The organism is Pedobacter heparinus DSM 2366, from assembly GCF_000023825.1.
Taxonomy (GTDB): domain Bacteria; phylum Bacteroidota; class Bacteroidia; order Sphingobacteriales; family Sphingobacteriaceae; genus Pedobacter; species Pedobacter heparinus.
The window spans coordinates 2467277-2489313 of record NC_013061.1 but is presented as its reverse complement, the minus strand read 5'-3'; the positions used below and the strand labels follow the sequence as shown (position 1 = coordinate 2489313).

Here is a 22037-nt window from a genome sequence, read left to right as displayed (position 1 = left end):
CCCTCTTTTTAATCCCTTATTCTGATGAATTATTTCTTTAACTCGGCGAGTTTTTTATTGACTACTTCATAGTTTACCTTATCATCTTTAAAAAGATAGATGATTTTCAGGTTTTCCAATGCATTAACATTTTTAGGATCTAACTCTAAAGCGGCTTTATAATAAGGAACCGACTGATCGATCAGCTTGGTCATCTTAGCACCCATTTCATTAAATTCTTTAGTTTTTTTAACATCTAAAGCATTTCTTTTAGTCTGGATCTCCAATGCCTGTTTATAATAGGTGTCGCCCATTAAATATTGATAGATTGCATTTTTAGGATCTTTGGCAATCAGCTTTTGCAGCATTTCCTGAGATTTTGCAATGTCACCTTTTTTAATGTAAAGATCTGTCTCCATTCCAATAAAATAAGAATCGTCAGGATATTTTGCAGAAGCCTCTTTTAAAAGGTTTAGTCCGGCAACACTGTCCTTCATTTTTTCGAAGGTGATGCTTACAATTTCAGAGTACAATATTTTTGAATCTTTATAGTTCAGGTCTATTGCCTTTTTAAAATTCTTAACTACCTCGGGATAATTCTGCAGTTCTTTTGCAGTTACACCGGCATTTACATACATAGTAGTGTCGTTCGGACTCTTAGCAGTGATCTCATTAAAGGCTTCCAGGGCCCCGGCAAAATTCTTTTTGTTAAAAGCATAAATTGCCCTGTTCCTGAGTGCATTCTCTACGTTTACACTTGCTGTTTCAATGTTCTCTTTTTCTGTCCCTTTTTCATCTAAGGATTTTGCTTTGGCAATTGCTTCTTCAGCAATCTTCTGGTTGGCTTTGGCATTGTTCTGGTCAACTGAATCCACTAAAGCAATCCTTGATGCAAACAAGGCCCTATATGACCACGCATCTGGTAAATTTTTAGATTTTTCATCGGCAATAGCTTTGTCCGTATGCGCTAATCCACCATTCAATACCTTTAAATGGTCGGCCAGAGTTTTCCCTGAGGTTACAGCCAAAAGATTCCATGCTTTCTTGGCCTCATTAATTTCACTTTTCTGAGCGTTTGCATATGAGGTAACACCTACAAACAATATACCTAAAAGTACCTTTTTCATTTTTCTATAATTTGTTCAACAATTATTATTTATCGGCATTTAAGAGCATTTAAGCCCGGTTAATTATCTTCTTCTTCGCTGGCATCTTCATCAGCATCTCCCTCCTCTTCGTTCTCTTCTTCAGCAGTTGGCTCCTCTGTTATTTCCTCTTCAACCTCACCTGCCGGTTCACCATCCACTACTACATGGCTTTCTGCTTCCTCAACTTCTTCGTCTTCATGTTCAATTCTGGCAACTGAGGCAATTTCATCGTTACCTTTCAGGTTAATCAGCCTAACACCCTGTGTTGCCCTGCCCATTACCCTCAATTCACTTACCACAATCCTGATTACGATACCGGATTTGTTAATGATCATCAGGTCATCTGCGTCGGTAACACTCTTTATAGCTACCAGGTTACCTGTTTTGTCAGTAACATTAATGGTTTTCACACCTTTACCACCCCGGTTGGTAACACGGTAATCCTCTATATCTGTACGTTTACCATAGCCTTTTTCGGAAACTACCAGAATCGTTGCTCCAGGATCATCCACAGCAATCATGCCAACCACTTCATCTTTTTCATGAGCAAGTGTTACGCCCCTTACGCCCGTAGCAGTTCTGCCCATTGGTCTCACTTTCTCTTCATTGAAACGAATTGCCCTTCCTGAACGTAAGGCCATCACTATTTCACTTGAGCCTGTAGTTAAACTTGCTTCCAGCAACTGGTCACCCTCATTGATGTTAATGGCATTGATACCATTTACCCTTGGTCTGGAATAAGCCTCCAATGAGGTTTTCTTAATCGTTCCCTTTTTGGTACACATAATGATGTAATTGTTTTCCAGATATTCCTGGTCCTTCAGGTTTTTCACCTTGATAAAGGCCTTGATTTTTTCTTCTTTAGGAATATTGATGATGTTCTGGATCGCCCTTCCTTTGCTTAACCTTGTGCCTTCAGGAATTTCATATACCCTTAACCAGAAACAGCGGCCCGTTTCGGTGAAGAACAACATATAATTATGGTTAGAGGCGATCAATAAATGTTCAATGAAGTCTTCATTTCTGGAATCACTACCCTTTGAACCTTTTCCGCCTCTGCCTTGTGTGCGGTATTCTGTAGCAGGGGTACGTTTGATATAGCCTTCATGAGAGATAGTGATCACAACTTCTTCATCTTCGATGAAATCTTCCATGCTCATATCTTCGGCTGAATGCACAATGGTCGTTCTGCGCTCATCTCCGTATTTCTCCTTCATCTCCGTCAGCTCATCCTTGATGATCTGCATACGTTTACTTTCATCATCTAAAATAGACTGTAAGTATTCAATGGTTTTCATCAACTCATTGTATTCGTCTTTGATCTTATCACGTTCCAGACCTGTCAGCCTGCGCAGGGTCATGTCCAGGATAGCTCTTGCCTGAATATCGGAAAGGCCAAATTTCTCCATTAACCCGGTACGCGCATCTTCGGGCGTATCTGAGCTACGGATCAATTTGATGACTTCATCTAAATGATCTAATGCAATGAGTAAACCTTCTAAAATGTGTGCACGTTTTTTGGCTTCAGCCAGTTCAAACTTAGTTCTGCGAACCACCACCTCATGCCGGTGTTCCACAAAATAATGGATCAGGTCTCTCAGGTTTAACAATTGTGGCCTTCCCTTCACAAGTGCAATGTTATTTACACTGAATGAGGTTTGTAAAGCGGTTTGCTTAAACAGGTTGTTTAAAACAATAGAGGCATTTGCATCTCGCTTGATCTCATAAACGATACGGATACCATCTTTGTTAGATTCATCTTTGATATTCGAAATGCCTTCCAGTTTTTTCTCACCAACCAGTTCTGCAGTGCGCTCAATCATCTGGGCCTTGTTTACCTGGTAAGGTATCTCCGTTACAATAATAACTTCACGATCTTTTGCTGCTTCAATTTCGGCCTTAGCACGCATTACGATACGACCACGACCTGTTTCAAATGCTTCCTGAACACCTGTATAACCGTAAATAATAGCTCCTGTAGGAAAATCAGGCGCTTTGATGAATTTCATCAGCTCTGCTATAGTGATTTCATTGTTATCGATATAAGCTATAGTCGCATTGATGGTCTCGGTAATGTTATGCGGGGGCATATTGGTGGCCATACCTACCGCAATACCTGATGAGCCATTGATCAGCAGGTTGGGTACTTTTGAGGGAAGAACGGTTGGTTCTTGCAGAGAATCGTCAAAGTTTAGCTGAAAATCAACCGTATCTTTGTTGATATCTGCCAGCATATCTTCGGCAATTTTCTGGAAACGGGCCTCTGTATAACGCATAGCGGCCGGAGAGTCGCCATCGATAGAACCGTAGTTACCCTGTCCTTCTACCATCAGGTAACGCAGGCTCCATTCCTGGGCCATCCTTACCATGGTATTGTATACCGATGCATCACCATGTGGATGGTACTTACCCAATACCTCTCCAACAATACGTGCAGATTTTTTATAGGGTTTATTGTTTGCTAATCCCAGATCGAGCATACCGTACAATACACGACGGTGAACTGGTTTTAATCCATCCCGCACATCGGGTAAAGCCCTCGATACGATAACCGACATCGAATAATCGATGTAAGCTGACCGCATCTGTTCGTCAATATCAATTCTGATTATTTTGTCGTTTTCCTGATTTTCTAAATCTTCTGCCATAAATATTAATGTTCCTTAAGAACGCTTTAAATGTGGTATTCTTATAACCTTGCGAATCTAATAAAAAATGCGCCATAAAGGCGCATTGTGGAAAAATTTTAACCTATAAATTTTAGCTTTTTTCAGGCATTTAAGCCCATATTATTCCCTTTTTGAGCATACTTAACGTATAAGCCTCGGGACTTCCCGGAAGGGCCTGATAATTATAGGTCCATTTGGCCATTGGTGGCAGGCTCATTAGGATAGATTCGATGCGGCCGTTGGTCTCCAGGCCAAATTTGGTTCCTGCATCATAAACCAGGTTGAACTCTGCATATCTGCTTCTGCGCAAATATTGCCATTCCTGTTGCTGGGCTGTAAATTCTTTATCCCTGTTCCTTTCTATCAATTCTGTATAAGCGGGGATAAAGGTATTGCCAACAGCTATGGAAAAATCAAGCAGCTGATCGAAGGTCAGGCCCGTGTTTTCAGGCTTTAGCCTGTCGTAAAAAATGCCGCCTACCCCCCTGGTTTCCTCCCGGTGCTTAATGAAAAAATAATCGTCTGCATTCTCCTTAAATTTAGTATAAAATGCCGGGTCGAAAAGATCGCAGGTTTGCTTGAGTAAATGGTGAAAGAACCTTACATCGGTATCAATGAGATAATGGGGTGTTAAGTCTATCCCCCCACCAAACCACCTCGTCTGTTCATCCATTTCAAAATAACGGATGTTCATGTGAATAATGGGCACATGAGGATTGGATGGGTGCATTACAATTGATACACCGGTTGCGAAAAAATCATCATTTTCGACTTTAAAAGCCTTTTTTACAGCATCGGGTAATTTTCCATGCACAGCAGAAAAATTGACGCCTCCTTTTTCTATTACATTTCCATGCTGCATAATGCGGGTCCTGCCACCGCCCCCACCTTCGCGTTCCCAGATTTCCTGTTCAAATTTTGCCTTTCCATCAGCCAGTTCTAAACTGCTGCAAATCTCATCCTGAATTTTTTGATAGGCCGCTACTACTTTATCTCTAAACACCATTTTTTAAAACTAAGCTCAAAGTTAACCTTAATAAAAAGGCATCCTTGTTAAATTTGCAGATAGTACATTGTTTTGACACTATTCTTCAATAAAATTAAGGTCACGACCATAGGTTTCGTCCAGGTTATAAAGCGCAATATATGCAAGCCCTACTGTGATTACAGCTACATATAAGGCGGCATTGATAATGCCCGTATTACCGCGTAGCCATTGGAACAACAGCGTAACGGGAATTAAAGAACCTCTTACCATATTCGGCACACTGGTGGTTACAGTTGCCCTCAAATTTGTACCAAACTGTTCTGCCGCAATGGTTACAAAAACAACCCAATACCCCGTAAAGATACCGAACAACACACATAAAGTATAAAAACCGGTTGCAGTCCAGCCGGTATTTAACAAATAAAAAAGTATGGTGAGGAAAGTAAGTGTTAAAAAAACAAAGACAATTTTCTTTCTTGTTTTAAAAACCTGGCTCAGTGCACCCGTCAGAAAATCACCTAAAGAGATGCCAATATAGGCAAACATCACCCCTTTGCCATTGTCCAGTACCTCTTTTGCATGTAAGGCCCTGCCAAAATCAGGTGCAATACCGATGAGTATCCCTACCACAAACCAGAGTGGAATTGCTATTAATATGCAGTTCAAATATCTAAAGAACCTTTTCCTGCTGGAAAAAAGCATCAGAAAATTTCCTTTAGACACCTCTTTTCTGGCCATAGTCTGGAACATACCGGATTCAAAAACGCCAATACGCAATAACAAAAGCACAATTCCCAGTGCACCGCCTACAAAAAAGGCAGTACGCCATTCAAAATGGTCTCCTACCAGGTAAGCGGCCACGGCTCCGCTTAAGCCGATTCCGGCAACCAGCATGGTACCATAACCTCTCTTTTCTTTACTCATGCTTTCACTTACCAGGGTAATACCAGCTCCAAGTTCACCAGCCAAACCCAGCCCTGCAATGAACCTTAGTGCTGCATATAAGGGGATGCTGGTTACAAAACCGTTTGCGATATTGGCAGCCGAATACATCAGTATAGAACCAAAAAGTACAGACAGGCGTCCTTTTTTATCGCCCAGAATACCCCAGAATATACCACCAATAAGTAGTCCGGCCATTTGCCAGTTCATCAGGCTTAAGCCGGTTTCCGTTATTTTATCGGCGGGGACACCCAGTGCGGCCAGACTTTTGTTTTTAATTATTAAAAACAGCAGCAGATCGTAAATATCTACAAAATAGCCCAGTGAGGCTACAAGGATCAAAAAAAACACATTCCTGTTTTTCTCTTCGGCAATCATATCATATTTGTTTGGTGGATGAAAGTACAAACAAATTTGATGATCAGAAATATTTTAATGAAAAAGAGGCCAGCCTTTTCAGACCGACCTCTTATACCTGATATTTTAACCTTGATACCTATTATTGAGGTGGCATTTTAGTGGTATCTGGTGGCATTTTTTTAGTGGTATCCATTACCTTCTTTGCCGTATCCATTGGGACAGACATACTGGTGTCTACTTTTGTACTATCTGAAGTACCTGACATATTCTTTGTTGAATTGCATGCTGAAACGGCTATACTTAATGTAGCGGCAACTGCAAGACTTAAAATTAGCTTTTTCATAGGTATATCTATTTTAAATTCAACTCTTTAACAAGTAAAACCATTTAAAGGTTTTAAACAGTTGAAAATGAGCTGCAATTTACCGTGCAGATCCAGTGCCTAAATCAATGATGCATCTTTAACTTCCCCAGCAGTTCAGGAGAGATGTTCTCAGCATAAGCACCGTAAGCATCTATAATTACGCCTTTTAAATTACCTACAGGAGAGGATATCGCATAAATTACCGAACTGTCGTCAGGATCTGTCATCCCTTCAAAACGGTAAAATTCATCAATTTCAAATTCCTCCGGCATCAGCCGGATATCGATTGCTTTACATTCAATGTATTCAGCCGATAAATTAAAATCATGTTCGTATCCGCGTTGCTCAAGATCTGCAACAGCAGCGGTTAGGGTATCGTATATATACATAACCCTAATTTACTAAAAAATTACCTTATGATCATATATATAATTTTATTGTTCAATAAACTTTCTGATATTTAAGCATCATGGTAGTATCAGAAAAAACCCTCAAATGGGCCTTGTGTTTGTATCCCCCTTTATTGTTTCAGCGTATCTGGGTCAGGAGATTTCATAAAGGATTCCGGGGGGTAGATGTTAAGATTGCAAAAAGTTTGCTAAATAAAAATTACAATGGCTCTATTTTTGGCGGGACCATTTATGCGGCAACAGATCCGTTTTATGCGCTGCTTTTTGATCAGTTGTTACAGAGAGCGGGTTTTAAAGTTCGTGTATGGCTTAAAAGTGCCGGCATCCAATACCTGAAGCCAGGGCGCGCCAGTTTATATTTTACCATAAATATTACGGATGACATGCTAAATGAGGCCATAACAGCGTTGAACACTACCGGAAAGTTTGTAAAAGCTTATCCGATGGAAATTACAAATGCAGATGGGGAGATTTGTGCTACAGTGATGAACGAGGTGTATGTGAGAAACCTGCATCAGGGAGAAAAACCACGTATCGCTTATTGACGCTTTAAGGAACACATAAAATGAACATCAGGAAACTTATTTTACAAGGAGAAGGCACTACACTGGATTTCAAAAAGACGATCACCAGCAATGAGAAGATTGCAAAAAGCCTGGTTGCATTTGCAAACAACAAGGGTGGACAGTTATTGATTGGTGTTGCAGATGATGGCAGCATCAAAGGCGTAAAATCTGAAGATGAGGAACGGTATATGATCACCAAATCTGCCCATCAGTTCTGCAAACCAGCGATAGAACCTGAATTTGAAGAAGTTTATGTAGAGGACAAACTGGTGCTGGTGGTAAAAATACCTGCTAGTGATACAAAACCGCATTATGCGCTGGATGAAAATAAAAAATGGTGGGTTTATTACCGGGTAAAAGACAAAAGTTTACTGGCCAGTAAAATCATTGTTGATGTCATTAAAAAAGGGAATGATAAAAACGGACAGCTGATCACTTATACAGACCAGGAGAAAAAACTATTTGAACACCTTGGCGAAAAAGGCAGGATTACCCTGAAGGAATTCAGTAAGCTTACCCGCAGTTCTTACAGGCAGGCCCAAAAGATTTTGGTTAACCTGATCATAAGTGGACTGATTACACCTCATTCTTCAGAAAAGGAGGAATATTTTACCACAAACTAGGCGCTTCATGTCATCCTAAATTCATTTCAGCTTACCCAATATTATTTTAAACGTTTTAAAGTGGGTTTGTCAAAAAAACTGCGGGAACGGTCATAGATTTGAGACTGAAAAAGCCGATTTTTGCCAAAATGTTGACGAGCCTTTATACAAAATACAAACCTTATTATTCCGACAATTTACGTTTGGCAATGCCAATAGTAGTATCCCAGCTGGGACATACGCTGGTGCATCTGGCAGACAGTGTTATTGTTGGACATTTTGCCGGAACCATTCAGCTTGCAGCAGTATCTTTGGTAAATAGTCTGTTCATGCTGATACTGGTTTTGGGCATGGGCATTTCTTACGGACTGACACCTTTAATTGCACAGGAGAATGGCCGCAAAAATTACGACGAATGTGGAAAACTATTATCCAATAGTCTGATCATCAACTTTTTCACCTCTATCCTGCTCTATGCTTTTGTACACCTGGGCACTTTAGTAGTGATAGACCACATTGGCCAGTCGCCCGAAGTAGTAGCTTATGCCAAACCTTACCTGGGTTACCTGGGCTTTTCTATCATCCCCCTTATGATCTTTCAGACCTTTAAACAGTTTGCTGAAGGGCTGGGCTTTACCAAACAGGCGATGTTTGTTTCTATCTGGGGTAACCTGCTCAATGTTATACTTGGGATAATTTTTGTAAAGGGTATGTTCGGTATTGAGGCTATGGGTGTTAAAGGTGTAGGGCTCAGCACCTTAATTGACCGTACTTTAATGGCCATTGTGATGTCGTTCTATGTACTCAGGTCCAAACATTTTAAATTATATACCAGGAGTTTCAGGCTTAGTTTTATAGATAAAGTAAGGAGCTTAAAAATTGTCAAAATTGGTGCACCTGTGGCCTTACAATATTCCTTTGAGATCAGTGCATTTAGTGGCGCAGCTATCCTGATTGGAACAATCGGGGCAATAGAACAGGCTGCACATCAGGTAGCGATAAACCTTGCTGCTGTAACTTATATGATGGCCAGCGGTATCGCTTCTGCGGCTACAATTAAAACGGGTAACAATTTTGGTAAACGAAATTTCGACGATCTTAGAAAATCGGCCATTGCCAGCTATCATGTTATAATTTTGTTTATGAGTATAACTGCTATCCTGTTTATTGCAGCCAGCAATTTTCTTCCATACATCTATACTGAAGATATGGCGGTCATAAAAATTGCTGCGCAGTTGCTGATCATTGCCGGATTTTTTCAATTGTTTGACGGTACCCAGGTGCTTGGCCTTGGTGTACTGAGAGGCATTGGTGATGTAAACATTCCCACGCTGATTACTTTTATTGCTTATTGGGTTATCGGTATCCCCCTTGGATATTTACTTGGAATTGTACTTGGGCTTGGCGTTAACGGTATCTGGTACGGACTAACCTTCGGACTCCTCAGTGCCTCTGCCCTGCTGTTCATCAGGTTTCAAAAAAAGACTAAAATTTTAGCGCTTTAACCATCAGTTTGCAGGTCACGCTTTCTTATGCAAATTGTATGGGCTACGTATAAACAATTTAAAAATTAATACTATAAATTTAGTAGAATAATTTTGATTATTGGAAAAGTTGAACTAATATTGTCGACTAATTCGATAGATATTATATGAGCATTCAGGAAACCGAAATTAAAGTAGCAGTACAACCCAAATCCCAGGAGAAAAAATGGAGGCAGATCGCTTATCTATGCTTATTTATCCTGGCGGTTTTGTTTATTGGTTTTGCCTTGTATACTTACCTGTCTTATGAATCTGTTATTGCTTTTGGTAAGAATGCATACGGACAACTGGATGAAAAGTTCTATTGGATGCTTGCAGTAGGTTTTTTTGCACAACTTGTTGATGGTGCACTGGGCATGGGCTATGGCGTTGTTTCTACCACCCTGTTGTTATCAGGCGGCTTAAACCCTGCCGTAATATCGGGCAGTATACATACTGCAGAAATGTTTTCTAGTGGTGCATCTGGCTTCAGCCATTACCGTTTTGGCAATGTAAACAAGAAATTATTTAAGACACTATTAATTCCGGGTGTGTTGGGCGCAATAGCGGGGGCACTATTGCTGAGTTATGCCGGTGAAGCTTTTTCGCAATGGATCAGACCGGTAATTTCTATTTATACCTTGCTGCTGGGAATCAGAATATTAAGCAATGCCTTTAAAGCCAAGACCAAGCCTCAAAAAGTTAAGCGTGCAGGCTGGCTTGCAGGTGCCGGGGGTTTTTTAGATTCCTTTGGGGGTGGTGGATGGGGCCCATTGGTTACGTCTACCCTCATTTCAAAAGGACGCACCCCAAAATATGTGATTGGTTCCGTAAGTCTGACCGAATTTTTTGTAACCATGGCCAGCGCCGTTACTTTCTTTTTCGTTTTAGGCGTTAGTCACTGGCAATCCATTGTTGGTTTAATTGTAGGTGGCGTAGTAGCTGCACCAATAGCGGCCAATCTGGTAGGAAAACTTCCTATCAAAAAAATGTTTATTGGCGTTGCCACCATTGTAATCATCTCCAGTATCCGTATTATCTGGATGTCTGTTGGTAAATTATTCTAAATGCTGGTTTAAATAATCCAGGCCTTCGGGGGTAATTGAGGCCGAATGCTGCACACTATTCCTGTTGATCCTGATGTAGCCCAGTCTTTCCAGTTCTTCGTAAGTTTCTTCCATGCCACCCAGTATAGAAGAACTAACTTGCTGGTCAATAATTTCCAAAAGTGATATCATTGCTTCTTTTTCCATAGCCTTAAGTATTAATTTACTTAAAGATAAAGAAAATTAAACTTTTATTCTTTCAATTGTTTGGGTTTTGGTAGCAGTGTTTATACCTTTTAGCTCCACATACTTTACATTAGGCAACCAGAACGATCCGCCCTCAATCCTAAGAAAAATACGTTCCAACTGTATTTTCTTTTTATTTACCGTTACATAAACATGATATTTTTTGTCTTCGGTTGATTTTATAAGGTACATCGGAAACTTCTTATAGGATACAAATTTCAGCTCATATTGCTCATTACCAATGTCCTTAGTCTGGATACCATAGGCAAATTTCCTTTGGATATAACTCAGGTCTTCCTTCTCCCCTTTTTCACCATAGCGGATCCAGTAAACCTTTATAGGTTCTTTCTTATTTAAATCGCCATCACTTTCTATATTCAGTTCACAAATAATGGTATTGGTATTCGGATCACGCTGTAAATAAAAAAGTTGGTTGTTAATGCCCTGCGGGGTCGGAAATTTTAAAGGAGATGGATTGCTGTTATCAGTAGCCTGACCATAAGCCCCTAGGGTTAAAAATCCGGTAATACAAAACCAAATTAAGAATTGAATATAGGTGCCTGCAGGCTTCATACTTTTTACTGATTTTAAGAATTCAAATTTAGCGCAAAACTATCGGACAAGCTGTACACATTGGTTATTTTACATTAAGACGATACTTTTACGTGTATCGCTTTAAGGGATAGTCTTTCTTTAATATCACAATATGATACACCAGACCAACCGTCCTGCCGCATTTTTTTACTTATTTCTTGTTTTTTATGGAGTATTTGATTTGATATTTCTCATTTTTCACGTTATTTAAAAATAATTTACAATTATTTAATCTTAAAAAACCGGCTTAAATGCGCAAAAAAAAGGGTTTACCATGGCAATTATTGATTGAAAGTCATAATAATTAAAATTCAATAGTGTACTATATACACTATATATAAAAACTATGTATATTTGTCTTATAAAAAATGAACAACAGTTTCAATTCAGGCTAAGGTTAAAGCCTGATAGAACTTAAAGAGAAAACCCGTTCATACAGGTTTATATTTGGTTAGAATAGAGGAGTGTCTGGATAGAACGCCTCTTTCTTTTTTTATAGGGGTTTTGTAGTCTAATAATCAATCAGTTAGGATATAAACCTAAGATACAACATGAGTTAATAATTATATTGCTTGTCTTTTAATTGTTAGTGCTAATATAGCATTTAAGCGTTGTAATGAGAGTTTTATCCCCCATTTTGTCCCTGTATTTGTCCCCGCCATTATCATAACAAACCTTCATCTGAATAGCTGTAGAAGCTGTTTTTGCTTATAATCAAATAGTCAACTATTTCAATCTCTAATATCTTCGCTCCCCAACATAACTTCTCTGCAACCTTTATATTGTCACTTCCAGGTTCCAATGCACCACTCGGGTGATTGTGACAAAGTATAATGCCACTTGCAGCAGCTTTTAAAGCAATACCAAAGATTACTTTCGGGTCTGCCACTGTTTTACTTATTCCGTCTGTTGAAATGTCAACAATGCCCAACACCCTGTTACTTCTGCTTAATAGCATCATCTTAAACTCTTCTAAGTACTCGATCTTGTCCATTGACCATTGCGCAAGGAACAGCTTGTAAGCAAGACTTGCATTAGTAATCTTCGGCCTGTTCTGTGTGTTGTAATGCGGCTTGTAGATAACCTGTATCTCTGCCACTCTAGATAATTTGTTTTGTACCATATAGTTATTTATTAATTATGGTACCCAACCAAGCTTTCCAAGCGACTAAGTAAAGATGGCATACGGAATAAATGGACTGCGCGTGGCCACCTGAGCGTTTATGCCGGAACTTCTTTGTACGTGTCGCTAGGACAAGCTTACCTTTGTGGAGTAATTAATATAATTACACTAGTGACTTCAGTAAACTGATAGCTGATTCGCCCTCAATATGTAAGCTAAATTGAGTTTCTATCTTATTGATATAGTCCTCGGAAGCAAAATTACTCTCGATCAATTTTAAATCTTGAAGGAGGCTATCAATAATAAACCATTCTTGATCTGTGAGGGCTAGCTTATCCTTAGAGGTTCCGTATCTAGCCCAACTGTCTATATCACCATCAAATCTTTTATATACTGCTATTGCTTTCTCAGTTATCACAATCAAAGATAGCTTATTGCTTTCATTCTTCTATATCCATGTTTTTAACCTATTTGTTCTTTTATAGGGAAGGTTCAGATTGTGGATATTGCTGCCTACTGGAAGACCGTAAACATAAAGTTTAGAATTGGACCCCTTAACAGATATAGTAGCACCAACAATATGGAAGCAAGTAAGTATGATTTTCCATTGGGTAGATTGTGTTTCGCCCTGTTTCGGTAGAAACCAAAACTAAGAAACAATAATGCAATGATTAACGCAAGCCATTCACCTACAAAGATCATGATTGGCAGTTCTCCAATTCTATCTGCACTAGTACCACTACCATAAATATTCCAAAACACAAACGGAATCAGAAACATATAAAGAAAAGTTGTAACTAATGCCGTAGAGATTATCAGGATTGTTAAATGCAGCCACTTTGTTTTACTAGAGAAGATACTTATGATAGTTGCTTTCATTATTGCTGTGTGATGAATGTCTAAGTCACACAAGATAGCAGTTTGCTGTCAATCTTCCATATCCATTTATTATGGTAAAAACCATTGTTAAGGGGTAAGTACAGATTTTGGATATTGCTGCTTAAAGTCTACCACTCGGGCTCCAGCTTTTTATCAATCGTCCACGGTATTCTTGTTTCAAACTCTATTTGAACGAGATTCTCTTTATCTTTAAAGTAAGTGAGCTCACTGGCTATTCTAAAACCAATGCTGAAAGATTCGTTTATATCCGTCATAGAAAATGTTCCATTACTCCCATCAGTCGTCACGAAGCAATCTTTGCCTTCAAAGCTTCCCTTAAAATGAAATATCCCATTGTAAAGATGATTCCCACTTTCATCCTTCGACATTCGCCATACCTCGCATTCCTTTCTATAGTCTATCCCTAGCTGATGCAACAGTAAGATAATCTCATCAGGAAACGCCGTTGCCTGGTTAACAACATAATTTTTACAGTCATCACATTTGCAATCCTCCGCACTACCATTGACGACAGAAGCATAAGTTAAATGTGTAGTCTCACGGTCTACTGTCAAAGTCCAATCTCTAAATCTAACTGTAGTCATACTTAAAACGATATCCACAAATGTATCAATAATCTATTATTAAGAGGACGTTACACTTTTTCGGATATTGGTATAATGCCATTGCTAAGGGAGCAGTCCACTTCTTATGTTATAAAAGGTAGATAGTTACCATTGCCAGTTGAGTGCTGTACCTTTTAAACGAACAGGAACAATGGCACCTCTACCTCCCACTAAAATAAGAAAGGGCACATGCCAGAAGGCACGTACCCAATTAACGCTCTCACTGTAAACGTAACATAAGTAGACTGAATAAGCAACGATTAGCTTTTCAATGAATTGAAATGGTCTATTTCACTTTCAATCTTTAAATCAAGAACCAGAAGCCAATAGGAATAATCAGAACCGAAATGCTTTGATAACTTAATTATCTTCTGTTTGATCTCTTGATAAAAGTCTATTCCACATTCTCCAATGGGTATGCAGGATACAAGATGTATGTTCTGAACTAGGTACTCCAAGCCCTCCAAGTTTTCAGTTTGCAGGAATATCTTAGCATATAAGTATTTAACGCTAATATGTTCATTGGTAGCAGATAGAAGGGCATCAGCAATATTAAATAATGCCGCTTCATTCCAACTAGACATTCGTTGTTCAAATAGCTCCCATTCGGATTGTGAAAAGCTCTTAAGATATGAGCATATCTCCGGATCATGAAGATTAATCAATGTGTCTCCCTCATCAATATCTTGATTTGCTTCTAAATATAAATATAACGCATGCACCCGATCAGTAGGGTGCTCTTTCCTATAAATATCTGCAATGTTATAAACCATATTAAGGACTATGAAGTGTTAAATATAAATAATATTTACTAAGCTCACCGACCGGCGAATGAAACGAAGGTCAGTGCAGTAAAGCTACGCAGTAGCGATGCATTGATATGTTTTCAGCATGAAAACACAAGGATTGGCGGAATTGTTGATCTGTTGGCCTAGAGCGTTGTCACTTCAACAATTGTGACAATCTGAAGCCTGAGCGACCCGCAGGTGAGCTGAACTGAGAAATGCGGTGGCTTTGTTAGTCACGAAGTGTCTAACTAAAGACAGAGTAGCATTTCATGAGCTGCGCCGCTTGCTGAAAGCCAAGAATGATGACAGATCAGTGTAGTGGCTAAGCCAGGTTGAATAAACCTAGCTGTGTGCGTTGGGAATCTGGCACCATTCTGTGGCCAGCTTAGTAGCAGCGAATACCTATTTCCGACGACTAGCGTTCATGTTTGCACAAACCTTCCCTAAGTACGAATAGTCCGCAGATGCATTTATAAGTAGCACTACAGGATTTTTACCTTCTAAAACAAAGACCATACGATGCCTTAACCTGTTCTAAGCAGCAAAAGAGGGAGAGGCATTGTATGCGTCTGCTATTAAATTTGTAGTTTATGTAAGCAAAATGAGGTAAATTTGAAAACTAGGGAGTTTATCATAATCGTCTCCTAATCATTAACATTACAAATAATTAATTAATATGAAGTACAGTGGTACACTTGATGACGGAGATTATAAAAACTTGGGCATTCCATTCATTAAGGGCATATTACACACATTTGAATCGCTAAATCAGCCTGATTCGACTCTTTCATACGATTATGATATTGTACAGGTTGAAAAAGGAAATAAAAACATGATTGAAACTCTAAAGGAGCAGTTTGATGTTCTGAGAGATCAATCGTTTAACCTCAATTCAATTTCAGACGAAGAATTAAAAAAATCACTGACAGGTTGGCTTTTCGAGACTAAATTTGTTTCAGCCAGTAAAGTTGAGAAAGAGGTTAATTTCTTTCATAATCTATTAAAGGAGATTACTGGTTACAAATCGTGCTTTCGCGCAACAGAATTAGATTCGACATCATTCAGTTATGACCTAGGCGTGTATTACGAATACTTCGTGTTGGAAAGTGAAGCGTACATATATGTCTTGTATTTTAATTATAGCGATTAGTTGTAATAGCCTATTTGCCTCAGTTAAACCGCCCCTTTGAGCGAAGGCTAAGGATAGGAATGAAGAACTAGTGACAATTAAGCTTATTAAGAACTACCTGACAATTGCCTATTGCAACTCTATCGTAATTAAGGAAGTTATATTCATTTAGCTTACGTCTAATATCAGGGACAAGAGGAGATACCATGTCATCGCTATTCAATAAATAATCAAAGTCATCTATTACATTCAATAATTCAGGATTATCTAAAATTAAAAATATATGCGCGTAAAGGTAGCTTCTTACTGCCGGTAATCCTCTATCATCATCTGCCGTTAATGCAAAAGCAAGGTTAGATAATAGTTCTGGTCTCCACTCTATAAGTGTATTAACCAAATCTTTAATATCGTTCCTGTCAAAGGTGGCTAAGATTGAGTTTACATCACTAATTCCACCGTACCAGTACTCGGTATCTGTGTCAGAGTGTTGAACTATATATAAATATAGTTCCGTTACTTTTTCGTTATTAAGAATAGATTCTCCCATGACCTTATTAATAATGCAGTACAAGGTAAGGAATTAGAACAATAGGTACGACCTACGCCACCCCTTTTGTGAAGGGGGATGGATTGGGAATGTGCAGCTCATGGTAAAATAAAAGTTGTATCACCGATAAGTTGACCTGCATTCCATTCCAATGGAGACTTTAATTCGATCTCATTGATGTGGGTTATTGTAAAGGTTTGGAGCTTACCCATGACTACAGTACCCACTCCTTGTACATCTGCATTCCATGTACCTTGATAAAGCTCCCCTTTATCCTTAAACATCTTGACCAACTCCCTTGACTTTGATGTAATATAAAACTCTCTAGCATCCCCAAAACCAGGTTTGCATACAATTTTTATAGTTCCGTCTGATTTAATAGTAGCATCCGCATACAAATTACAATCAGCTTTGTTATAAATCATTCCTGAACAGATATAAACTGTAAACATCATAACTATTGTCACGGAAAGCCTGTAAACTAGCTTACGATTAGCTGATCTCCACATCAGCATCTTAATTGTCAAAGGAACCAATATAAGATACAATAGGAATGGAAGTACGACAATTGGTATAAGAACAAGATTTTTCCTGTTATAGAGTACATATTCTATAACTGATCCTGATAAAAGTACGGTGTAGCAACAGGCGATAAAGCACATGGTCAAGTAGCCCGCCTTTACATTAAACGCTACAAGCGTCACTGCTACAATTAATAATGGATACAATGCTAGATATATGTAGGTTTTATTACCCATACCCCATGCAGCCATAGTTAATGTAAACGAAGTAGAGCTTATAAGAGCTAAGACCCCAACAATCAGAATAAGCCATCGTAACCGTTTGTATTCTATTTCCATCTTCATAATTCGACTGGATAATTAACGTATATTGCTCTGGGTAAGCCATGAAAGACATATCCTGTCACCTCGCATAACCACATCATATGATTAATCTCTTCACCTTTATAGGTTTCCATAACATAATTGCCACCACCAACGGAATTAGTTAAATCTTCAACAAGTCTAATCCTGTCAGCATCATCAAACGGTTCATCACTCATTTCAAGGTAACATTCATTGGTATAACCACTGACACGATCTAACATCGTATCAGCACCCTCCACCATCTGTAGATCATCAATTGAACCGCCCCATTCCGGTAAATCAATGTACCATTTGCCGTCTGCTGTCTTGTAAAATCTAAATGTGTCCTTCATAATATATAAGGTAAATATATTAAAAGAGCCACACGTTGTGCAGCTCTATAGTGATATTCTGTTGTACCGGTTACTTACACTCGTAAGTGAACCTGTATTCAGATGCGTACCCACCAGTACTCACCATTTTAGCAGAGGATAGTTCTTCATGGAAATCGTATCTGACTTAGGAACAATATGTAATTCGTGGATGATAATCTCAATATCTTGCTTGTACAATTCCACTAATTGTGATTCAATGTATGCCTTCCTATCCTTGTCACCCTCTGACAATGTGTTAAAGAACTCAATTGCATTACGTTTAACACTGCCATTGCCATAGTACTTCTTCCGCCCATTGTTGTTGTACTCAAGAAAGTACTTTGTTCTTTAGCCGTTACTCCCGGTACGGACAGGAAGATTTCGACACCTTGATGATTAGCTAGCAAATAGCTAGTTGCTGTTGTTGATCTCTTGGATTTCATGAAACTTAATGTTTCATGTTGTCCCTTAGGTTGTCCCTATCCTATTGTCATCACGTCAAAAACCGCCTTCAAAGCATCAGAGCTACCATTATCCAAAGATAGCCTGATATTTGGTTAGAATAGAGGAGTGTCTGTATAGAACGCCTCTTTCTTTTTTTATAGGGGTTTTCTTCATATTTCAAACTACTTGCATTGCTTAATTACATCATTTACAGGATAACTGAAAACATTTTGCAGCAACCATCTCGCTTTATAAATTTTTAAGCCATTTTGTAAAAATATAGTGTTGCCTTTTGCGTCAATCACTTCATCTGCCCACCAGGATACTTTGGGTTTCAATAATATTATCGGATAACCTTCAGGCCCGGAAGAAACACTCTTAATATCAGCCTGTATCACTTCTGCCTGTGTAAATTTTTTAGTTCCAACATCAAATTTATAAACATTGGTGGTATTGGTTAGCCACAAAGCATTTTCACCATGTACAGGAAACAGATCGTGGGCTTCGGTACCTGGTATACTGATGGATTCTAGCAGATCCAGATCTGGAAAATCACAGTTGAAATTATACTTAAATGACTTTAACTGATTCATAGCGGCCGACCAAAGCACCTGGTTTTTATGATCCCACACCACATTATGTCCAAAATCGATCGGTATAGTTTTGGCATAAACATGGTCCGGAAAACTTAACGTATCTACCTTAAACAAGGTTAAATAATTACCTGTACTAGAAGCACTTACTATGTTTCCATCCGGGAGTAGTTCTGCAGAATGTACATTTCCCCCTGCAAAGGCATAAAAAACTGTCTTTTTATCAGCAATTCTTACCAGAGCCACTCCCCCTCCGGAAGCTGTTGCAAGTATATATTTGCCATTGTAAACAAGCTTTGCATCGCTGATATTGCTAAACCACTTTAAAGCATCTGCTTTAATATCTGGTATTCCGGGGCTCCATTCCCATATTATGGCTTTAGAAGCGACATCTGCAATGGCAACCCTTGTCTGAAGCTGTTCTGCGAGGATAATGCATTTTTTACAATCTGCCACTGATGCTGGTGGGTCGACCCCCGGAACAGTGACCGGCGGAGAAGGCTTGCCTCCATTCTCCGCCGTGTAACCTTTCTTCTTACACTGTATGGCAAGAAATGAGATCGCTATAAAAACAAATAAGATCTTTCTCATAAAACATCACTAATTACAGAAATGAAAAACATCATTTGCAGGATAACTAAAAGCATTCATAATCTTCCATCTGGCTTTATATATTTTCAATCCTGTGCCTTCAAAAACAGCAATACCGGTATCCATGTTAATGACCTTAGTATTCCACCAGTCGGTAGCGTTCAGCCCCTGTAAAACCACTGTTGGATAACCGGCCCCACCCGACGATACACTTTTGATCCTGGCCAGTGTGCTAACTTCGGTAACTGCATCTGTATTTAAATTAACCACCCAAACCTTATTGCTGGTACTGATCCATAATGAATCCTGGCCGTAAACTGGAAAAAGATCGTGTGCATTGCCTGCCGGTAAAGTAATGGTTTTAACCAGCGTTAAATTCGGGCTGGTACAGCTGAAATTGTAGGAATAAGCATAGAGTTTATTTTTACTGGCCGACCACAGTCTTTGCCTTGTTTTGTCCCACACCACGTTATGCGCATCTTCCTGGATTATTTTTCTTGTAAATGCGGTAGAAGGATGGTGCAGGGTATCCATTTTATGGATCATTAAATATCCCCCTGTACTTGAAGCTGTTACAATATTTCCGTCAGGTAGTAATTCAGCAGAATGCGGATTTCCACCCGGATTAGCATAAAATACGGCTTTTTTATCACTCTGTCTGATCAATGCAACCCCACCACCAGAAGCTGTTGCCAGAATATACAATCCATTGTATACTCTTTTTGCATCACTTGGATTGGTAAACCAGCTTACATGGGCCGCACTTACATTGTTGTTTACACCGGCTTTCCAGTTCCAGAAAAAAGTACCGTCAGTAGCATTTACTACAGAAATCCGGTTTTGGGATTGTTCTGCGAGTAACAGGTAGCGGTTGGGTTCTGCCATTATTGCACCAGACAACTCACTGTTACCTGCCAATGCTGTTTTATTCTGGTTTTTGGCCACCTCTTCCTGTTTGCAGCCCTGCAATAAAGCCATACCCAGCATTACCGGGATCAATATCTTTTTCATCATATAATAGTTATTTTTTAATAATTATCATTCTGTTCAAGGTTTGGATTAAGCTCTCTCTGGGTTTGCGCAATTGGCCACCAGTAATCTCTCAATGGGTTAAAATTTCGGGTAACAATTTGCTGGTTCTGCGAATTGAATATAGGGCCGGTTAACACCTGTTCAGCCGTTTTCCATCTTCTGATATCTGTATAATAAAAACCTTCACATGCAAATTCTATTCTCCTTTCATGCCTGATTAGCTCGCGCATCTGTGGTTTTGTAAGCGTAGCTGATACCTGATAAGGCACCAGTCCTGCCCGCTGACGTACAAGTTCAACAGCATTTCGTACAGTAACGTCAGGAGCCCCGAGTACTTCATTTTGTGCTTCGGCATACATCAGCAGTACATCCGCATAACGTACCACCATATAATTGATCTGCGATCGTCCGGCGCTGTTGATCAGATCGGCAGCTGCAACCGCTTCTTTATCATATATGCCATATTTTTTTACCCCATATCCGGTTTGTTTAAAAGTGGCGGTAGTAACGGGTGCCCCCAGATAGGTATCTCCCGGATAAATTATGGTTTGGTACATGCGCGGGTCACGATTATCATATGGCTTTAAAGCATCGTACAATGGCGATTGGGCTGGTGGAAGCCCATCTTTCATGTCATAAGCATTGATCAGGTCTCGCAAGGGTGCGTTGGTATTGTAAAGCCGGTTAATGAGGTCGAAAGAATTACCAAAACCTGTTGTGGAAATTGTGTACTGTACATCAAAAACGGTCTCCTGTTTGTTCTCATTGGCTGGTAAAAACAATTGTCTGTAATTTGGAAACAAGCCATAACCTGTTCCCGGAAGGTCTATTATGGCTTTTGCCGCATTGGCGGCGGCAACCCATTTGGTTAGATCGCCGGAAGGGTTATTAAGCGGACTGGCCTCAAATAGTAACATCCTTGCTTTAATGGCCAAAGCTGCACCGCTTGTTGCACGGCCTATATCGTTACCTGTAAACTTGGGTGGCAGTACCATTGCAGCTTCGTCCATATCCTTTACAACCTGCTGAACAACTTCTGCCCGGCTATTTCGTGGTAATTTTGCGTCCTGATCAAAATTCGGGGGTGTTAAAATAAGCGGTACACCACCATAATAAGTGGCCAGTATGGAATAATACAGTCCCCTTAAAAACTTAGCTTCCGCTTTCATCCTGTCTTTTAAAACATCGGCCATGGGTACAGCATTGATCCGGTCCAAAAGGGTATTACACCTGCCAATCCCACGGTAGCAGTCTTTCCATCTGAATTCGATTACACCAGAAACAATATTTCCGGCCCCGGCATTGGTAGCCGTATGTGTACCCAGGGCAATCAGGCCAAAACCAGCAGAATTATCATAATTATAGGCATTGGGCGTAGCCGTTTCTTCCCATAAGGGAGTGGCATATCCATATAATGAATTGGAGGTCAGTACCTGGTAACATCCGGTTAAACCGGCCATAGCTGTTTTTTCAGAAGTCCAGTAAGTATCTTCTGTATACCTGTCGTTTGGCTGTGTTTCCAGTGCATCTTTATAACAGGATACCAGCAATAGGCTTAACAAAAATAAAATTGATATATTTTTCATCAGAGTATAATTTAATTTTAAT

Annotated in this window: 22 protein-coding genes; 5 read left to right on the top strand and 17 right to left on the bottom strand. The window is 39.5% G+C overall.

What is annotated here, in order from left to right; genetic code table 11:
- Positions 1-29 precede the first annotated feature (29 nt).
- The 6 genes from PHEP_RS10735 to PHEP_RS10710 form a co-directional block, all read right to left on the bottom strand.
- Complete coding sequence (locus tag PHEP_RS10735; protein WP_015807981.1) at positions 30-1106, bottom strand: tetratricopeptide repeat protein; 1077 nt, start codon at positions 1104-1106, stop codon at positions 30-32.
- A gap of 59 nt (positions 1107-1165) precedes the next feature.
- Positions 1166-3775 (bottom strand): DNA gyrase subunit A, encoded by a 2610-nt coding sequence (gyrA, locus tag PHEP_RS10730; protein ID WP_015807980.1) that lies wholly within the window; start codon positions 3773-3775, stop codon positions 1166-1168.
- Between the two features lie 130 nt (positions 3776-3905).
- Positions 3906-4802 (bottom strand): oxygen-dependent coproporphyrinogen oxidase, encoded by an 897-nt coding sequence (gene hemF, locus PHEP_RS10725; protein WP_015807979.1) that lies wholly within the window; start codon positions 4800-4802, stop codon positions 3906-3908.
- Positions 4803-4880: 78 nt separating this feature from the next.
- Positions 4881-6104: an MFS transporter gene (locus PHEP_RS10720; RefSeq protein WP_015807978.1), complete on the bottom strand. Its 1224-nt coding sequence runs from the start codon at positions 6102-6104 to the stop codon at positions 4881-4883.
- A 121-nt stretch (positions 6105-6225) separates the two neighbouring features.
- On the bottom strand, positions 6226-6429 hold the full coding sequence (locus PHEP_RS10715) for a hypothetical protein (protein ID WP_015807977.1): 204 nt from the start codon (positions 6427-6429) through the stop codon (positions 6226-6228).
- Between the two features lie 104 nt (positions 6430-6533).
- Positions 6534-6839: a hypothetical protein gene (locus PHEP_RS10710; protein ID WP_015807976.1), complete on the bottom strand. Its 306-nt coding sequence runs from the start codon at positions 6837-6839 to the stop codon at positions 6534-6536.
- Positions 6840-6919: 80 nt separating this feature from the next.
- Here PHEP_RS10710 and PHEP_RS10705 point away from each other — a divergent pair, with 80 nt between their 5' ends.
- The 4 genes from PHEP_RS10705 to PHEP_RS10690 all read left to right on the top strand — a co-directional run bounded on the left by PHEP_RS10705 (position 6920) and on the right by PHEP_RS10690 (position 10618).
- Entirely contained in the window at positions 6920-7405 is a 486-nt protein-coding gene (locus PHEP_RS10705) for a DUF4442 domain-containing protein (RefSeq protein ID WP_015807975.1), read from the top strand.
- 20 nt (positions 7406-7425) lie between these two features.
- Positions 7426-8049: an AlbA family DNA-binding domain-containing protein gene (locus PHEP_RS10700; protein ID WP_015807974.1), complete on the top strand. Its 624-nt coding sequence runs from the start codon at positions 7426-7428 to the stop codon at positions 8047-8049.
- 128 nt (positions 8050-8177) lie between these two features.
- Positions 8178-9533, top strand: a complete 1356-nt coding sequence (locus tag PHEP_RS10695; protein WP_015807973.1) for an MATE family efflux transporter — start codon at positions 8178-8180, stop codon at positions 9531-9533.
- A gap of 146 nt (positions 9534-9679) precedes the next feature.
- A complete protein-coding gene (locus PHEP_RS10690) occupies positions 9680-10618 on the top strand; it encodes a sulfite exporter TauE/SafE family protein (RefSeq protein WP_015807972.1) in 939 nt (312 codons plus the stop codon).
- Here the strand turns inward: PHEP_RS10690 and PHEP_RS10685 are convergent.
- The 5 genes from PHEP_RS10685 to PHEP_RS10655 form a co-directional block, all read right to left on the bottom strand.
- Positions 10610-10804, bottom strand: a complete 195-nt coding sequence (locus PHEP_RS10685; RefSeq protein ID WP_015807971.1) for a hypothetical protein — start codon at positions 10802-10804, stop codon at positions 10610-10612. The genes PHEP_RS10690 and PHEP_RS10685 overlap by 9 nt on opposite strands.
- A 36-nt stretch (positions 10805-10840) precedes the next feature.
- Positions 10841-11416 carry a DUF4833 domain-containing protein gene (locus tag PHEP_RS10680; protein ID WP_015807970.1) on the bottom strand — a complete coding sequence of 192 codons (576 nt, stop codon included), beginning with the start codon at positions 11414-11416 and terminating at the stop codon, positions 10841-10843.
- A 685-nt stretch (positions 11417-12101) separates the two neighbouring features.
- Positions 12102-12560: a JAB domain-containing protein gene (locus tag PHEP_RS10675; protein ID WP_015807968.1), complete on the bottom strand. Its 459-nt coding sequence runs from the start codon at positions 12558-12560 to the stop codon at positions 12102-12104.
- 1007 nt (positions 12561-13567) lie between these two features.
- Entirely contained in the window at positions 13568-14044 is a 477-nt protein-coding gene (locus tag PHEP_RS10660) for a hypothetical protein (protein WP_015807965.1), read from the bottom strand.
- A 281-nt stretch (positions 14045-14325) separates the two neighbouring features.
- Entirely contained in the window at positions 14326-14838 is a 513-nt protein-coding gene (locus PHEP_RS10655; RefSeq protein ID WP_015807964.1) for a hypothetical protein, read from the bottom strand.
- A 691-nt stretch (positions 14839-15529) separates the two neighbouring features.
- Between PHEP_RS10655 and PHEP_RS10650 the strand changes: the two genes are divergently transcribed.
- Positions 15530-16003, top strand: a complete 474-nt coding sequence (locus tag PHEP_RS10650; protein WP_015807963.1) for a hypothetical protein — start codon at positions 15530-15532, stop codon at positions 16001-16003.
- Between the two features lie 67 nt (positions 16004-16070).
- Here PHEP_RS10650 and PHEP_RS10645 read toward each other — a convergent pair whose 3' ends face one another.
- The 6 genes from PHEP_RS10645 to PHEP_RS10620 form a co-directional block, all read right to left on the bottom strand.
- Positions 16071-16529, bottom strand: coding sequence for a hypothetical protein (locus tag PHEP_RS10645; RefSeq protein ID WP_015807962.1), 459 nt, complete (start codon positions 16527-16529; stop codon positions 16071-16073).
- Between the two features lie 98 nt (positions 16530-16627).
- Positions 16628-17395, bottom strand: a complete 768-nt coding sequence (locus tag PHEP_RS10640; protein ID WP_015807961.1) for a hypothetical protein — start codon at positions 17393-17395, stop codon at positions 16628-16630.
- The gene (locus tag PHEP_RS10635; RefSeq protein WP_015807960.1) at positions 17392-17748 is read right to left on the bottom strand and encodes a DUF6717 family protein; all 357 of its coding nucleotides are present in this window, start codon (positions 17746-17748) and stop codon (positions 17392-17394) included. Before PHEP_RS10635 ends, PHEP_RS10640 begins: the two co-directional genes overlap by 4 nt.
- A gap of 647 nt (positions 17749-18395) precedes the next feature.
- On the bottom strand, positions 18396-19397 hold the full coding sequence (locus tag PHEP_RS10630) for a DUF6528 family protein (protein ID WP_015807959.1): 1002 nt from the start codon (positions 19395-19397) through the stop codon (positions 18396-18398).
- 9 nt (positions 19398-19406) lie between these two features.
- On the bottom strand, positions 19407-20411 hold the full coding sequence (locus PHEP_RS10625) for a DUF6528 family protein (protein WP_015807958.1): 1005 nt from the start codon (positions 20409-20411) through the stop codon (positions 19407-19409).
- A gap of 14 nt (positions 20412-20425) precedes the next feature.
- Positions 20426-22015 carry a RagB/SusD family nutrient uptake outer membrane protein gene (locus PHEP_RS10620; RefSeq protein ID WP_015807957.1) on the bottom strand — a complete coding sequence of 530 codons (1590 nt, stop codon included), beginning with the start codon at positions 22013-22015 and terminating at the stop codon, positions 20426-20428.
- Positions 22016-22037: the final 22 nt, after the last annotated feature.

Coding starts and splice junctions, on each gene's coding strand:
- PHEP_RS10735 (WP_015807981.1), bottom strand. CDS start 1,106: ATGAAAAAGGTACTTTTAGGTATATTGTTTGTAGGTGTTACCTCATAT.
- gyrA (WP_015807980.1), bottom strand. CDS start 3,775: ATGGCAGAAGATTTAGAAAATCAGGAAAACGACAAAATAATCAGAATT.
- hemF (WP_015807979.1), bottom strand. CDS start 4,802: ATGGTGTTTAGAGATAAAGTAGTAGCGGCCTATCAAAAAATTCAGGAT.
- PHEP_RS10720 (WP_015807978.1), bottom strand. CDS start 6,104: ATGATTGCCGAAGAGAAAAACAGGAATGTGTTTTTTTTGATCCTTGTA.
- PHEP_RS10715 (WP_015807977.1), bottom strand. CDS start 6,429: ATGAAAAAGCTAATTTTAAGTCTTGCAGTTGCCGCTACATTAAGTATA.
- PHEP_RS10710 (WP_015807976.1), bottom strand. CDS start 6,839: ATGTATATATACGATACCCTAACCGCTGCTGTTGCAGATCTTGAGCAA.
- PHEP_RS10705 (WP_015807975.1), top strand. CDS start 6,920: ATGGTAGTATCAGAAAAAACCCTCAAATGGGCCTTGTGTTTGTATCCC.
- PHEP_RS10700 (WP_015807974.1), top strand. CDS start 7,426: ATGAACATCAGGAAACTTATTTTACAAGGAGAAGGCACTACACTGGAT.
- PHEP_RS10695 (WP_015807973.1), top strand. CDS start 8,178: ATGTTGACGAGCCTTTATACAAAATACAAACCTTATTATTCCGACAAT.
- PHEP_RS10690 (WP_015807972.1), top strand. CDS start 9,680: ATGAGCATTCAGGAAACCGAAATTAAAGTAGCAGTACAACCCAAATCC.
- PHEP_RS10685 (WP_015807971.1), bottom strand. CDS start 10,804: ATGGAAAAAGAAGCAATGATATCACTTTTGGAAATTATTGACCAGCAA.
- PHEP_RS10680 (WP_015807970.1), bottom strand. CDS start 11,416: ATGAAGCCTGCAGGCACCTATATTCAATTCTTAATTTGGTTTTGTATT.
- PHEP_RS10675 (WP_015807968.1), bottom strand. CDS start 12,560: ATGGTACAAAACAAATTATCTAGAGTGGCAGAGATACAGGTTATCTAC.
- PHEP_RS10660 (WP_015807965.1), bottom strand. CDS start 14,044: ATGACTACAGTTAGATTTAGAGATTGGACTTTGACAGTAGACCGTGAG.
- PHEP_RS10655 (WP_015807964.1), bottom strand. CDS start 14,838: ATGGTTTATAACATTGCAGATATTTATAGGAAAGAGCACCCTACTGAT.
- PHEP_RS10650 (WP_015807963.1), top strand. CDS start 15,530: ATGAAGTACAGTGGTACACTTGATGACGGAGATTATAAAAACTTGGGC.
- PHEP_RS10645 (WP_015807962.1), bottom strand. CDS start 16,529: ATGGGAGAATCTATTCTTAATAACGAAAAAGTAACGGAACTATATTTA.
- PHEP_RS10640 (WP_015807961.1), bottom strand. CDS start 17,395: ATGAAGATGGAAATAGAATACAAACGGTTACGATGGCTTATTCTGATT.
- PHEP_RS10635 (WP_015807960.1), bottom strand. CDS start 17,748: ATGAAGGACACATTTAGATTTTACAAGACAGCAGACGGCAAATGGTAC.
- PHEP_RS10630 (WP_015807959.1), bottom strand. CDS start 19,397: ATGAGAAAGATCTTATTTGTTTTTATAGCGATCTCATTTCTTGCCATA.
- PHEP_RS10625 (WP_015807958.1), bottom strand. CDS start 20,411: ATGATGAAAAAGATATTGATCCCGGTAATGCTGGGTATGGCTTTATTG.
- PHEP_RS10620 (WP_015807957.1), bottom strand. CDS start 22,015: ATGAAAAATATATCAATTTTATTTTTGTTAAGCCTATTGCTGGTATCC.